The sequence below is a fragment of the Halomonas sp. OfavH-34-E genome (assembly GCF_024124525.1).
GTDB lineage: Bacteria > Pseudomonadota > Gammaproteobacteria > Pseudomonadales > Halomonadaceae > Halomonas > Halomonas litopenaei.
Window position 1 is genome coordinate 26,847 of the sequence record NZ_JAMXRY010000020.1, and the last position, 13,441, is coordinate 40,287.

Sequence of the window (13,441 nt, forward strand, 5' to 3'; positions counted from 1 at the left end):
GAAGTTGTATGCTGCCAGAGAGCCTTACCGGCCATCTCAGGAGACACAACATGAAGACCAGAAACGCGCTGCTCGTATTGGCCCTCTTGGCCCTGCCGTTGTCCGCTCAGGCAGGTGTTGTCGACGGCAAGATTGCCAAGCTGGCTGAGCCGCTGGCCCCTGCAGAAGGGCCCTGCGCCAATCATCACACCACTTACTGCGCGGCTGAACACGCTGGTGCCACGCAGGATGCCGACTTCGACGCCCGCGAGACGGCAAGCCAGGAGCAACAGGGCCACAGCTGAAAGCGATGATGCTGGCGGAACCCTGAACGACGATGCCCCGGCCAACTGGCCGGGGCATCGTCGTCTGGCAGGGGCTCGGGGGGCTGGTCAGGTCTTGTTGGCGGCGTTGTAGACGTTCTCGTCGAGTTCGCCTTCGCTCTTGCCGACCAGGGTGGTGACCATCAGGTCTCCGGCCACGTTGACGCTGGTACGAGCCATGTCGAGGATGCGATCGACGCCGGCGACCACCGCCAGGGCTTCCAGCGGCAGGCCGATCTGGGCCATGACGATGGACAGCATCACCAGGCCTGCGCCCGGGACACCGGCGGTGCCGATGGACGCCAGGGTACCGGTGACGATGATCATGCCGTAGTCGGCCAGGCTCAGGTCGACGCCGATCAACTGAGCGATGAATACCGCCACCACCCCCTGATAGATGGCGGTGCCGTCCATGTTGATGGTGGCGCCCACCGGCAGCACGAAGCCGGCGACACCCTCGGACACGCCGAGGTTCTTCGTCGCGCAGCGCAGCGAGACCGGCAGGGTGCCGGACGAGGACGCCGACGAATAGGCCACCACCAGGGCATCGAGGATGCCCTGCAGGTAGCGCACCGGATTGAGACGACCGAGCAGCGACAGCAGACCGGAGTAGACCACCAGCACGTGGACGACGCTGGCCAGGTAGGCCACGCCGATCACCTTGACCAGGGGCAGCAGCACCTCGGCGCCGTAGCTGCCGGCGACGTGGGCGATCAGACCGAACACGCCGAAGGGCGCCAGCGCCATCACCAGGCTGGTCAGCTTGACCATGGCCTCGGCGAAGCTTTCGAACACCTTGACCACCGGCTCGCCCTTCTCGCCGATCAGGGTCAGCGAAACACCGAGGCCAATGGCGAACACGATGATCTGCAGGATATTGCCGCTGGCCAGGGCGTCCACCGGGTTCTGGGGCACCAGGCCGACCACGATCTGCACCAGGCTGGGGGCTTCCTTGGCCGCGTCTGGGTTGGCCTCGAAGGTCATGTCGAGGCCAACGCCAGGCTGAAACAGCCAGGAGGCGGCCAGGCCGATGGCGATGGCGAAGGCGGTGGTGACCAGATACAGCGCGATGGTCCGCGCGCCGATGCGGCCCATCTTCTGGGGGTCACGCATGGCGGTGATACCGACCACCAGGGTAGAGAACACCAGCGGCACGATCAGCATCTTGATGGCGCTGATGAAGATGTCACCGATGGGCTTGAACACGCTGGCGCTTTCGCCCATCAGGGTGCCGACGAGGACACCCAGGGCGAGGCCGACCAGGATCTTCTGCCATAGCGGGATACGGCGCCACAGGCCGGGGGAACGATCGGGGGTGGACATGGGGAGGCTCCAGAAGGACAGGGTGGATGGCCTGCCGTGCAAGGTGGGAAGACGCGATACCCATCGATAGCCAGCAAAATGTTCTCGTTGACTGCTATCGAATGGGCGATCGGCACGATGGAGGCGGATTCTACCGAATAATCTGCCTCGGTGTTTTCATCCGTTGCACACCTTCTGGTGCTCAGAGGCCACCTGGGCGCGGCTTCCAGGTGGCCGGGCTGTTGACGACGCTAGCGGTTCAGCCCTGATCCTGCTGTTCCAGGGCGCGCCGCAGCAGCTGGTGGAAGGCCGCCCAGGAGGCCTGGTCGGCCCGAGCCTGGTAGCGATCGCTGCCGAATACCGTGAAGGCGTGGGGAGCACCGGAGTAGACCTGGATCTCGTAGGGGGCGCCAGCCGCCTCCAGTTCCTCGGACAGCGCCGCCACCTGGTCCATGCCGATGGAGGCGTCGGCACCACCGTGGGCGACCAGGATCGGTGGCGTATCGGCGGAGTAGCCCTGGCCTTCCGGTGTGTCGAGGCCGCCGTGGAAGGTAGCGAAACCACGCACACCTTCGTCGGCGTTGGCGCGGGCCATCTCCAGCACCACGGCGCCACCGAAGCAGTAGCCCATCACCACGGTGTCTTCGCCGGCGCCCTGTTCACGGGCCTGGGTCAGCCCCGCCAGGGTCAGCCGGCGCATGCGTTCACGGTCATCGTAGAGCACCGCCATCTCGGCCTTGCGCGCGTCGATCTCCTCGGGGCGGTTGCCGGCGCCGTAGAGGTCCACGGCGAAGGCGTCGTAGCCCGCCTCGGCGAGCATGTCGGCACGCTTTCTTTCATAGTCGGTGAGGCCATCCCAGTCGTGGATGATCAGCACGCTGCCCTTGGAAGAGGACGCGGCGGGGGCGAAATAGCCCTGGAAGGCTTCACCGTCCACCTGGTAGTCAACGTTTTGTCCGGCCATGGCGCCGGCGCTGGCGAGAACAGAGCCGAGACCGATCAGGGCAGGGGCGAGCAGGGCGCAACGAGACATGGTGTGCTCCTTGGCGAGTGAGGGGCGTTGGCCCCGCCAGATGGCAGGGCCTGTGCTGAGTATAGAAGCCTGGCCACAGACGCCAGTCCTGAACCCCGTCTTGTTGCATCCAGCCGGCCTAGCGTTGGCGGCGGGGACTTGAGTTTTCCCCGGCGGCCTTCCAGATTGGGGGTATGAAGATCGAGTGGGCGAGCCGCGGCTGACCGCGCTCGTCTCGGCTTCATCTCAGGACAACCAGAGCGAGACCAACAATCATGAAAAAGCGCGTACTGGCGACCGCCGTGGCTGCAACCACCCTGGCGGTCGGCTCCATGGCCCACGCAGAGGTCAAGATCGGATTTCTCGGCGGCTTCACCGGGGGGATCGAGAGCCTGACGCCGCCGATCTACGACGGCGCCCAGCTGGCGGTTGACCATATCAACAACCAGGGTGGCATCCTCGATGGCCAGGACGTGGTGATGCCGACCGGCGACACCACCTGCGGCGACGCTTCGGCGGCGTCCAACGCGGCTGACCGCATGGTCAACACCGAGCAGGTCACCGCCATCGTTGGCGCGCTGTGTACCGGTGCCACCATCGCCGCGGCCAACAACGCGGCGATTCCGGGTGGCGTGACCATGGTGTCTCCGGCCTCCACGGCGCCGGCGGTCACCGACCTCGACGACAATGACCTGGTGTTCCGCACCGTGCCCTCCGATGCCTTCCAGGGCGAGATGCTGGCCAAGTTGCTGATCGACAAGGGCATCGAGGAAGTCGCCGTCACCTACGTCAACAACGACTACGGACGCGGCCTGTCCGACGCCTTCAGCTCGGCCTTCGAGGACGGCGGCGGCAGCGTGCTGGAAAACCTCGCCCACGAGGACAACCGCGCCGACTACCGCAGCGAACTCGGCACCCTGTCGGCCACCGGCGCCCAGACCCTGGTGGTACTCGCCTACGCCGACACCTCCGGCCAGACGGTGGTGCGCCAGGCCTACGAGAGCGGCATGTTCACCCAGTACGTGGGGGCCGACGGCATGGTCGGCGACAGCCTGGTCGAGGCCATCGGCGCCGACGTGCTCGACGGCATGATCGCCACCCGTCCGGGCAGCCCGGACCTTCCCGGCACCGAGATCTTCACTGAACTTGCCAACAACGCCGACATCGACCCCACCGCCGTATTCGCCGCCCAGGCCTACGATGCGGCCTTCCTGCTGGGGCTGGCCATCCAGCAGAACGGCAGTGCCGAGCGCGAGGGTGTGTCTGAGGCGCTGCGCAGCGTGTCCTCTCCCCCCGGTGAGGTCATCCTGCCCGGTGAGTGGGAGAAGGCGGTGGAGCTGATCGCGGCGGGGACCGAGATCAACTATGAAGGCGCTTCCGGTACCCAGGACTTCGACGACAACGGCGATGTGCCTGGTGTGGTACAGGAAATGGCCGTGGAAAACGGCACTTTTACCGGCAAGGGCTTTGTTGAATAGCCGCCATGACGTAAAGTAAGGCGAGTCGTCGACGGACGACAACGCATCCGGGCGGTCGCCTCCGCCCAATGACCGCGCCAATGCTCGCAACAGAGGCGCTCAAGGAAAGCCCCCGGCCATCTGGCTGGGGGCTTTATCGTTGGTAGGGGCCTGTCATTGGCGTCGAGCTGGCGATGTCGTGCGATATGGCCAGTGATGGGGCAAGAGGCGTGAGAGGCGGGCCCTGGCGACCCTGGGCCGCCAGGATGAGACCATCAGTGACGACGACCGGCGTCAGGCACTGTCCGCAGTAGCGGTGTCGACGGACACGCCTCAGTCATGGTGCTTGACCTTCTCCGGCAGCAGCCCCTTGGGGGCGACGCGCAGCACCACCGTGATCAACAGCCCGATGACGAATACCCTGGCCTGCAGGGCTCGGCTTTCCAGGTTGCTGGGTAGCTCCCAGCCGAAGCTGGCCTGGCCGAAGTGGGCGATCAACTCCATCACGTAGAGCGCCAGCGGCTCTGACATGATCCAGATGATGTACACCGCCACCGCGCCGAACAGGGTACCGAGGTTGTTGCCCGGCCCACCCAGGATGACCATCACCAGCACCAGGAAGGTGTGGTTGAGCGGCAGGTAGCCGTTGGGGTCGAAGATGCTGTTGAAGCTGCCGAGTGCCGCGCCGCCGAGGCCCATCAGCACGCAGCCCAGCACGAAGATCTCGAGCCGGCGGCGATTGATGTCCTTGCCCATGGCGGCAGACGACACCTCGTTGTCGCGAATCGCCCGGATCATGCGGCCCCAGGGGGCGTTGTAGGCTCGGTTGAGCAAAAAGAAGATGCCCAGGATCATCACCGCCGTCACCGACAGATAGAGCGCCCGCGCCAGGGTAAAGCCTACCTCGCCGGGATCGGGTACCGGCCACGGCAGCGGCGACACGGTGGCGGTGCCACGGGTCAGCCAGTCGGAGTTCTTGAGAAAGGCCTTGATGATCTCGGCGATGCCCAGGGTGGCGATGGCCAGATAGTCGCTGCGAAGCCCCAGGCAGACGTGGCCGATAAAGTAGCCGATACCGCCGGCCAGCGCTCCGCCGACCACCCAGCCGACCCACACCGGCAGGCCGAACCCGCCGATGAAGCCCATCTGGCTTTCGATGGCGTCGGTGACCTCGCGCAGTTCACTGATCACCACCATGTAGACGACGAGGCCGATCACCACGGTGATCAGGGTGCGCAGCCAGGACGGCACGCCCAGGCGAGTCATGCGCGACAGCGCGAATACCAGCGCGATACCGACGGCCAGATACCCCAGTACCTTGGCCAGCTCACCGGGCAGCGGGCTATCCCAGAAGGCCGGATTGACCGGCACGCTGAAGGTCATGGCGCAGAAGCCGCCGAGGGCGACGAAGCCCATGACGCCTGCGTTGAACTGGCCGGCGTAGCCCCACTGGATGGTCAGGCCCAGGGCCAGGATGGCGTAGCAGCTGGCTTCCACCAGCATGCGTGTCGAATAGGCCGAACCCATGGCCATGTAGACCGCGCCGACGGCGACGGCGAGGACCACCAAGAGGCTGAGTTCGCGCACCGGAAAGCGGCTCTGGGGCGCGGTGTTGGCGTCGTCGCGGCGATGAAAGTTGTTGGTCGTCATCAGATCACCTTGCCCTTGAAGATGCCGGTGGGGCGCCACACCAGGATGGCGACGAGGATGAAGAAGGGCACCACGATCTTGTACTCGGTGCCGACGAAGGCCAGGTTACTGGGCAGCTCGAGCCACTCGGGCAGGCTGTCGCTGAAGGGCCGCAGCAGCACCCGCCAGTTGAACACCGCCAGGGTCTCGGCGAAGCCCACCACGAAGCCGCCGGCGATGGCGCCGAAGGGGTGGCCAACACCGCCGACGATGGCGGCGGCGAAGATCGGCAGCAGCAGGTGGAAGCTCAAGTCCGGCTTGAACGTCACGTCCATCGACAGCAGGGTGCCAGCGATGGCGGCCAGGCCACCGACGATCACCCAGGTCACGGCGACGATGGTGTTGGTGTTGATGCCCGATGCCCGGGCCAGGTCCGGGTTGTCGGACATGGCGCGCATGGCCTTGCCGAGCCGGGTACGCGACAGAAACAGCTGCAGCCCGATCACCGCCACCAGGGTCAGCACGAACAGATAGATCTGCGGCTCGGTGATCACCACCGGCACCCGGGCGCCCTCGAAGGGCAGCGCCAGGCGGAAGATCTCCTTGCGGTCATCGACGTACAGGCTCTGGCCGCCGGTGCCCGAGAACAGCCGGATCAGGCCCTGCAGCATCAGGGTCACGCCGAGGGAGCCGATGACCATCACGATCGGCTTGACGCCGTGGGCGCGCAGCGGCTTGTAGAAGGCCTTGTCGATGCCCACCGCCAGCGCCGCCGTCAGCACCATGGCCAGCGGCAGCATGACGATGGCGGTGGGCACACCGATGACGTCGCCGGCATGGGGGAACAGCGTCGCCAGCAGCAGCACCATGAAGGCGCCGAAGGTCATCATGTCGGCGTGGGCGAAGTGGGCAAAGCGCATGATGCTGAAGACCAGCGTCACGCCCACCGCGCCGATGGCGTAGATCGACCCGGTGACGCTGCCGGCGATCAGCACGTTGTTGATGAAGAACACGAATTCGTTCAAGGCGATATCTCCGCGCTAGGACTCGGCGTCAGCCGCCGAGGAAGCTCTTGGCCACGTCAGGATCGGCAAGCAGCGCCTGCCCCGTGTCGGTGAAGCGGTTCTGGCCGGCGGCCAGCACGAAGCCCTTGTCGGCGATGGCCAGGGCCTGCTTGGCGTTCTGCTCCACCATCAGGATGCCGACGCCGGCGGCGTTGACCTCCTTGACCCGGTCGAAGATCTCGTACATGTACTTGGGCGACAGCCCTGCAGTCGGCTCGTCGAGCAGCAGTAGTTCGGGTTCGGCCATCAGCGCCCGGCCCATGGCCACCATCTGGCGCTGGCCACCGGACAGCTCGCCGGCAGGCTGATGACGCTTTTCGTGAAGGGGCGGGAAGAATTCGTAGACCTTGGACAGCATGCGTTTCATGTTTCCCGGCTTGAGGAAGGCCCCCATCTCGAGGTTTTCCTTGACCGTCAGGCTGGGAAAGACGTTGTGCTCCTGGGGCACGAAGCCCATGCCCAGTTCTACCAGGCGGTTGGTGGGCAGGTTCTGGATCGGTTCACCGCGCAGCAGGATATCGCCCTGGGTCACGTTCAACTGGCCGAAGATGGCCTTGAGCATGGTCGACTTGCCGGCGCCGTTGGGGCCGACGATGACGCCGATCTGGTCGGCCTCGATGGCCATGTCCACCCCGTTGAGGATGTTCATGCCGCCATAGCCGCCGTGCACCTCGCGTGCATCGAGTAGAGGCATAGTCCTGTTCTCTGCATAAGAGCGCCTGTCGCGCCCTGGTTGTTGTTATCGCCGCGCCTGCAACGGGAGGGGCCCCCGGGTGGCGCGGTGTCTGTTGCCGGGCCGCTGTCAGGCCGCGCCGGCGCCGAAATAGGCTTCGATGACCTCGGGGTTGTTCTGGATCTCCTCGATGGAGCCCTCGACCATCACCGAGCCCTGGGCCAGCACGATCACCGGATCGCACAGCCTGGCGATCATGTCCATGTCGTGCTCGATGACCAGGAAGGTGTAGCCGAACTCGCGGTTCATCCGTTCGATATTGCCGATCAGGTCTCCCAGCAGGGTGCGGTTGACCCCGGCGGCGATCTCGTCGAGCAGCACCACCCGAGCGTCGGTCATCATGGTGCGGCCGAGCTCCAGAAGCTTCTTCTGGCCACCGGAGAGGTTGCCTGCCAGCTCGTTGCGCACATGATTGAGGCCGATGAACTCGATCACCTCCTGGGCCCGGCGCTTGACCTCGGCCTCCTGTGCTCGCACCGCCTTCGGCGCGAACCAGGCCTTGGCCAGGGACTCCCCGGGCTGGTCCGGGGGCACCATCATCAGGTTTTCCAGGGCGGTGAGCTGGGAGAACTCGTGGGCGATCTGGAAGGTGCGCAACAGGCCCTTGTGAAACAGCTCGTTGGCCGGACGATTGGTGATGTCCTCGCCGTCCAGCAGGATCTGCCCGGAATCCAGCGGCAGGGCGCCTGCGATGATGTTGAACAGGGTCGACTTGCCCGCACCGTTGGGGCCGATCAGACCGGTGACGGAGCCTTCCTCGACCTGAATCGAACAGTCGTTGATGACGTGAAGGCCGCCGAAGGCCTTGTTGACGTGTCGTACATCGATGATGGCTGACATCTTGGGTCCCGCCGTGTTGTCTATTGTCGTTGTTGCGTTGTTGCGTTGTTGCGTTGTTGCGTTGTTGCGTTGGTGTTGTTGGTGTCGTTGCGGTCTTGATTGTCGGGCTTCCCGACGTCCCTCAGCCGCTGGCGGCGTGCTGCTCGGCCATCAGCCGGTAGGCGGCGAAGGCGCCTACCAGTACGCAGGCGCCGATGGTCGGCAGCCAGTAGCCCTGGACATAGGGCAGGGCACGCAGAAAGACGAAGGCGACCCCGGTCGGCGCGATGAAGCGCACCAGAAACCGCCACAGCCTGAGCCAGCTGGAGCGGGTGTGCATTTCCTTCATCGATTCGGACTGGGTCAGCGACCAGCCGGCGAACAGCGCCACCAGCAGGCCGCACAGGGGCAGCGTGATGTGGGTCACCAGTTCCAGCACGGCGAAGGCGCTGCGACCGAACACGTCATGCACGGGGCTGGCCTCGGCCCAGACGTTGAAACTCGCCACCGTGGCGAGCCCCAGCCCCCAGGCCAGCACCGACACCAGGGCCACCGCCAGTACGCGACTGAGGTCGAAGCGCTCGACCAGATAGGCCGCGACCGGCTCGATCAGCGAGATTGCCGAGCTGATCGCGGCCCCCAGTACCAGTACGAAGAAGATGGCGCCGACCAGCGAGCCTGAAGGCATCACCGAGAATGCCAGCGGCAGTGACACGAACATCAGCCCCGGCCCTTCATCGGCGGCAAGTCCCGCACCGAACACCAGGGCGAAGATCGCCAGCCCCGCGATTACCGCCACCAGGGTGTCGATCAGGGCGATGGCGAAGGCGGTCAGGGTCAGCGAGGTCTCGCTGGGCATGTAGGCGCCATAGGCCATGATCGCGCCCATCCCCAGACTCAGCGTGAAGAACGACTGCCCCATCGCCTCGAGCCAGCCTTCCAGGCTCAACTCGGACAGCGAGAAGGACAGCATGAAGCGACTGGCCGCCGCCATGTCGCCGCTGGTCGCGGCGTAGAACAGCACCACCAGCAGAATGACCAGCAGGGTCGGCATCAGGATGCGCAGGGCACTCTCCAGTCCACGATGAACACCCCGGGCGACGATGTAGGCGCAGATGGCGAGAAACAGCGTGTGGTAGAGCGTCAGCTTCAGCGGCGAGGCGATCAGGTTGGCAAAGTTGTCGGCCAGCATGGCGGCGTCGGCGTCGCGCAGTGACCCGGTCAGCATCTCGCCAAGATAGTGCAGCGCCCAGCCGCTGATCACCGAGTAGAAGCTCAGGATCAGCAGCGCGGACAGGCCACCGAGCCAGCCGATGGTCTCCCAGGCGCGGGAGGTGCGATGACAACGGGTGAGAAAGCGCATGCCCATGATCGGGCAGCGCCGGCTGTTGCGCCCAAGCATGATCTCGGCGATCAAAATCGGGATGCCGACGGCAAAGACGCACAGCACGTAGACCAGCAGAAAGGCGCCACCACCGTGCTCGCCGGCCAGGTAGGGAAAGCGCCAGAGGTTACCCAGGCCCACCGCCGAGCCGACGGCGGCCAGCAGGAAGGTGCCTTTGTGGGTCCAGATGTTATCGCTGCTCATGGGGCTTCCGTCGACATGTCGGCGTCGCGACGCGGTAATGGCTGACCGGGCCGAGGCCCGGTCTGACATGTCAACTTTGCGATACAACCATGGCGCCTGACTAGGGGCGATGCGTTTAGCAGGCGTTGGCGGGACGGGTTTCCGTCACTGGCGGGTTCTGGAACTCGTCGTCAGCTGCTGGTATGGGGAGCCAGGGCGCGGTGATCGTCGCCAAGACGCACGGTATCGCCGATCGACAGGTCGCCGATATTCTTGGTGCGCTCGCCTGTGCGCACGGAGATCAGGGCGACCACGTCGCCGATGCTGGCGGTGTCGTCGTCGACCCTGGCTTCCACCCTGACCCTGACCGAATAGCCATGGTAGCGGCCGGCGATGATACTGCCGACGTGGGCGGTGGGGTATTCGTCGGGCTTGTCGGCGAAGTAGCGCTGAACGCTGTCAGCGCCGGGATCATCCCATTCGACGTGCTTGTGCATTCGCGTATCTCCTTGTTCGCGAAGGATGACGGTGCCCCATTAGCATAGACCGCAACTAGGGCGGTCGCCGTCTTCACCCCTAACGGTTATCAGTCTGCATCAATTGTGGCAGCGCTCGGCCCGGAAAGTTCCACTGAAGTCGCGCCATGGCCGCGCCTGGGCCTCGCCAAGCAGACGGCGATGCCCGACGGCCACAAACGACGACGCCCGCCATGAAGAGCCGGGCATCGATATTGTCTATTCCGCAAAACGACGATGCCCGACGGCCGCAAACAACGATGCCCGCCAGGAGGCGGGCATCGATGAAGCGAGAAAACGCAGCGCTTACTTCTTGGTGGCGCGCTTGCGCTCGTTCTCGGTCAGGAACTTCTTGCGCAGACGGATATGGTTCGGGGTGATCTCGACCAGCTCGTCGTCATCGAGGAACTCGATGGCCTGTTCCAGGGTGAAGCGTACCGGCGGGGTCAGCACGATGTTCTCGTCGTTGCCGGAGGCGCGCATGTTGTCGAGCTTCTTGCCCTTGGTGGGGTTGACCACCATGTCGTTGGCGCGGTTGTTGATGCCGACCAGCATGCCTTCGTAGACCTCGGTGCCGTGGTCGATGATCAGCTTGCCGCGCTCCTGCAGGGCGTACAGGGCGTAGGCCAGGGCCTTGCCCGGAACCATCGACACCAGCACGCCGTTGCGACGCTCGATGGAAGCGTCGGGCTTGAGCGGGCCGTAGTGGTCGAAGCGGCTGGTCAGGATGCCGGTACCGGAGGTCAGGGTCAGGAACTGACCACGGAAGCCGATCAGGCCGCGCGCCGGGATGATGAAGTCCAGGCGGACCCGGCCCTTGCCGTCCGGGTTCATGTTCTTGAGCTCGCCCTTGCGGTAGCCGAGCTCTTCCATGATGGCGCCCTGGTGCTGCTCTTCGCAGTCGATGATGACTTCTTCGTAGGGCTCCTGCTTCTCACCGTCGATCTCGCGGATGATGACCTCGGGACGACCCACGGCCAGCTCGAAGCCTTCACGACGCATGCTCTCGATCAGCACCGACAGGTGCAGCTCGCCGCGGCCGGAGACGATGAACTTCTCCGGGGACTCGCCCTGCTCGACACGCAGCGCCACGTTGTGGATCAGCTCCTGGTCGAGACGATCGCGAATGTTGCGGCTGGTGACGAACTTGCCGTCCTTGCCGGCAAACGGAGAGTCGTTGACCTGGAAGGTCATGGACACGGTGGGCTCGTCGACGGTCAGTGCCGGCAGTGCCTCGACGGCGGCTGGATCACAGATGGTGTCGGAGATCGCCAGGTCGTCGATGCCGGTGATGCAGACGATGTCCCCGGCGGTGGCCTGCTCGGTCTGTACCCGCTCGAGACCCAGGTGGGTCATGACCTGGCCGACCTTGCCCTTGCGGGTCTGGCCTTCCTTGTTGATGACCACCACCTGCTGGTTGGGCGAGATGGCGCCGCGGGTGATGCGGCCAAGGCCAATGACGCCGACGTAGCTGGAGTAGTCGAGTGCCGAGATCTGCATCTGCAGCGGGCCGTCGAGTTCCACCTTGGGCGGCTCGACGATGTCGACGATGGACTGGAACATCGGCGTCATGTCGTCGGACAGCTGGTCAGGCTCGGGACCGGCGATGCCGTTGAGGGCGGAGCAGTAGATGATCGGAAAGTCGAGCTGCTCGTCGCTGGCGCCGAGGTTGTCGAACAGATCGAAGATCTGGTCGATGACCCAGTCCGGGCGTGCGCCGGGGCGATCGATCTTGTTGACCACCACGATCGGCTTGAGGCCCTGATCGAAGGCCTTCTGGGTGACGAAGCGGGTCTGCGGCATGGGGCCGTCGACGGCGTCGACCAGCAGCAGTACCGAGTCCACCATCGACATCACGCGCTCGACCTCGCCGCCGAAGTCGGCGTGTCCAGGGGTGTCGACGATGTTGATGTGGTAGTCCTGTCCCTCGGGGGAATTCCAGCGGATCGCCGTGTTCTTCGCCAGGATGGTGATACCGCGTTCCTTCTCCTGGTCATTGGAGTCCATGATGCGCTCCTGACCCTCGGCCTTGCGGTCCAGAGTGCCAGACTGACTCAACAGCTTGTCGACCAGGGTGGTTTTGCCGTGGTCGACGTGAGCGATGATGGCGATGTTGCGAAGATTCTCGATCACGACGGGATCCTGCTGGAAAAAGTGGGGCAGCATTATAGGGCCTGGGCGATGACAACGACCAGCCTTGTTGGCGCCAATCTCGGCATCGATCCTCAAGATGCTGAACTATCAAGCACCTGCGAGGCGAAAAAAGTAGGCGAAATCGACAGAAAGGACGATCTGACGCTCAGGCGCGCTGCACGACCATCTTGGCGCGACAGGCCTTGAGGCGAGTGGCGAGGTCCTCTACCGCGCTCAAGTCCAGCGACGGGTCGAAGCCTCCCAGCCGATCGAACCAGGTACGTTCGACGCCCAGGGCCCGGGTCGGAGTACGTCGCAGCAGGCTGAGCAGCGATAGCGGACAGGGGCGAGCAGGACGCACCACCGGGCGCGAATCATCGCAGGCGGCTGCCATCATTCGCTCGACCCAGTGGGTGTCCAGAGGGCCGAGGCAGAAGCCGAGCATGCGTCCATTGCTGTGGGAGGCGGCCAGGTTGAGGCGCCGCCCCATGGGCGCGGGCCGGCTGCGCACCTGGCGATAGCCGACGACGGCGTGTTCGCCCGGTTCGCCCAGTAGTGGTGGCGCCATATCGCCATCGTCGATGACGAGGATCTCGCCTCTTCCCTGGAAGAGGGCGACCTGCTGGCGTGCTTCCGCGAGCCGGCGAGGCAGTTCCTTGCCGGTAAGTCGGGCATCAATGATCAAGCTGATTTTCACGACGACACTCCGAGGAGGGTGACGCCGGCCGGCAGGGGAGGCGGTCGGAGTCGAACGTAATAAAGTGTATCTTTGCGTTGCGAAAGGTTCCAGCGCCCACTGACACCTCGCGATCGGCCCGGCAGAGTTTATAGATCCTGTCACAAAGGTCCAAAGTGGTGCATTACAGCTTTTATTGCACTCTTGTGGTGCAGTAGTCGGCGACTCCTGT

At 64.7% G+C, this 13,441-nt stretch carries 12 protein-coding genes; 2 read left to right on the top strand and 10 right to left on the bottom strand.

All coding sequences use genetic code 11. The features are described 5' to 3' along the window. The first annotated feature begins 50 nt into the window (after positions 1-50). On the top strand, positions 51-284 hold the full coding sequence (locus NH448_RS10475; RefSeq protein ID WP_045992398.1) for a hypothetical protein: 234 nt from the start codon (positions 51-53) through the stop codon (positions 282-284). An 87-nt stretch (positions 285-371) separates the two neighbouring features. On the opposite strand, the gene NH448_RS10480 is transcribed toward NH448_RS10475, so the two are convergent. Then, positions 372-1,625, bottom strand: coding sequence for a dicarboxylate/amino acid:cation symporter (locus NH448_RS10480; protein ID WP_045992397.1), 1,254 nt, complete (start codon positions 1,623-1,625; stop codon positions 372-374). Positions 1,626-1,863: 238 nt separating this feature from the next. Next, positions 1,864-2,637 carry a dienelactone hydrolase family protein gene (locus tag NH448_RS10485; RefSeq protein ID WP_222568742.1) on the bottom strand — a complete coding sequence of 258 codons (774 nt, stop codon included), beginning with the start codon at positions 2,635-2,637 and terminating at the stop codon, positions 1,864-1,866. A gap of 251 nt (positions 2,638-2,888) precedes the next feature. Here NH448_RS10485 and NH448_RS10490 point away from each other — a divergent pair, with 251 nt between their 5' ends. Beyond that, positions 2,889-4,094, top strand: a complete 1,206-nt coding sequence (locus NH448_RS10490; protein ID WP_045992395.1) for an ABC transporter substrate-binding protein — start codon at positions 2,889-2,891, stop codon at positions 4,092-4,094. 312 nt (positions 4,095-4,406) lie between these two features. On the opposite strand, the gene NH448_RS10495 is transcribed toward NH448_RS10490, so the two are convergent. From NH448_RS10495 to NH448_RS10530, 8 genes are all read right to left on the bottom strand, one after another. Then, a complete protein-coding gene (locus tag NH448_RS10495; RefSeq protein ID WP_045992394.1) occupies positions 4,407-5,723 on the bottom strand; it encodes a branched-chain amino acid ABC transporter permease in 1,317 nt (438 codons plus the stop codon). Further along, positions 5,723-6,727 (bottom strand): branched-chain amino acid ABC transporter permease, encoded by a 1,005-nt coding sequence (locus tag NH448_RS10500; protein WP_045992393.1) that lies wholly within the window; start codon positions 6,725-6,727, stop codon positions 5,723-5,725. The genes NH448_RS10495 and NH448_RS10500 overlap by 1 nt, the downstream gene beginning before the upstream one ends. Before the next feature lie 28 nt (positions 6,728-6,755). Then, on the bottom strand, positions 6,756-7,460 hold the full coding sequence (locus tag NH448_RS10505) for an ABC transporter ATP-binding protein (RefSeq protein WP_124805245.1): 705 nt from the start codon (positions 7,458-7,460) through the stop codon (positions 6,756-6,758). 108 nt (positions 7,461-7,568) lie between these two features. Further along, on the bottom strand, positions 7,569-8,339 hold the full coding sequence (locus NH448_RS10510) for an ABC transporter ATP-binding protein (RefSeq protein ID WP_045992391.1): 771 nt from the start codon (positions 8,337-8,339) through the stop codon (positions 7,569-7,571). Between the two features lie 121 nt (positions 8,340-8,460). After that, positions 8,461-9,906 carry a sodium-dependent transporter gene (locus NH448_RS10515; protein WP_045992390.1) on the bottom strand — a complete coding sequence of 482 codons (1,446 nt, stop codon included), beginning with the start codon at positions 9,904-9,906 and terminating at the stop codon, positions 8,461-8,463. Between the two features lie 170 nt (positions 9,907-10,076). Then, a complete protein-coding gene (locus NH448_RS10520) occupies positions 10,077-10,382 on the bottom strand; it encodes a hypothetical protein (RefSeq protein ID WP_108132161.1) in 306 nt (101 codons plus the stop codon). A gap of 324 nt (positions 10,383-10,706) precedes the next feature. After that, complete coding sequence (typA, locus tag NH448_RS10525; protein WP_197037093.1) at positions 10,707-12,533, bottom strand: translational GTPase TypA; 1,827 nt, start codon at positions 12,531-12,533, stop codon at positions 10,707-10,709. Between the two features lie 166 nt (positions 12,534-12,699). Continuing rightward, positions 12,700-13,230, bottom strand: a complete 531-nt coding sequence (locus NH448_RS10530) for a glycosyltransferase family A protein (protein WP_108448683.1) — start codon at positions 13,228-13,230, stop codon at positions 12,700-12,702. Between the last annotated feature and the right edge of the window lie 211 nt (positions 13,231-13,441).

What these genes read in the sequence shown, in the direction of transcription:
- NH448_RS10475 (WP_045992398.1), top strand. Translation starts at nt 51, where the DNA reads ATGAAGACCAGAAACGCGCTGCTCGTATTGGCCCTCTTGGCCCTGCCG.
- NH448_RS10480 (WP_045992397.1), bottom strand. Translation starts at nt 1,625, where the DNA reads ATGTCCACCCCCGATCGTTCCCCCGGCCTGTGGCGCCGTATCCCGCTA.
- NH448_RS10485 (WP_222568742.1), bottom strand. Translation starts at nt 2,637, where the DNA reads ATGTCTCGTTGCGCCCTGCTCGCCCCTGCCCTGATCGGTCTCGGCTCT.
- NH448_RS10495 (WP_045992394.1), bottom strand. Translation starts at nt 5,723, where the DNA reads ATGACGACCAACAACTTTCATCGCCGCGACGACGCCAACACCGCGCCC.
- NH448_RS10505 (WP_124805245.1), bottom strand. Translation starts at nt 7,460, where the DNA reads ATGCCTCTACTCGATGCACGCGAGGTGCACGGCGGCTATGGCGGCATG.
- NH448_RS10510 (WP_045992391.1), bottom strand. Translation starts at nt 8,339, where the DNA reads ATGTCAGCCATCATCGATGTACGACACGTCAACAAGGCCTTCGGCGGC.
- NH448_RS10515 (WP_045992390.1), bottom strand. Translation starts at nt 9,906, where the DNA reads ATGAGCAGCGATAACATCTGGACCCACAAAGGCACCTTCCTGCTGGCC.
- NH448_RS10520 (WP_108132161.1), bottom strand. Translation starts at nt 10,382, where the DNA reads ATGCACAAGCACGTCGAATGGGATGATCCCGGCGCTGACAGCGTTCAG.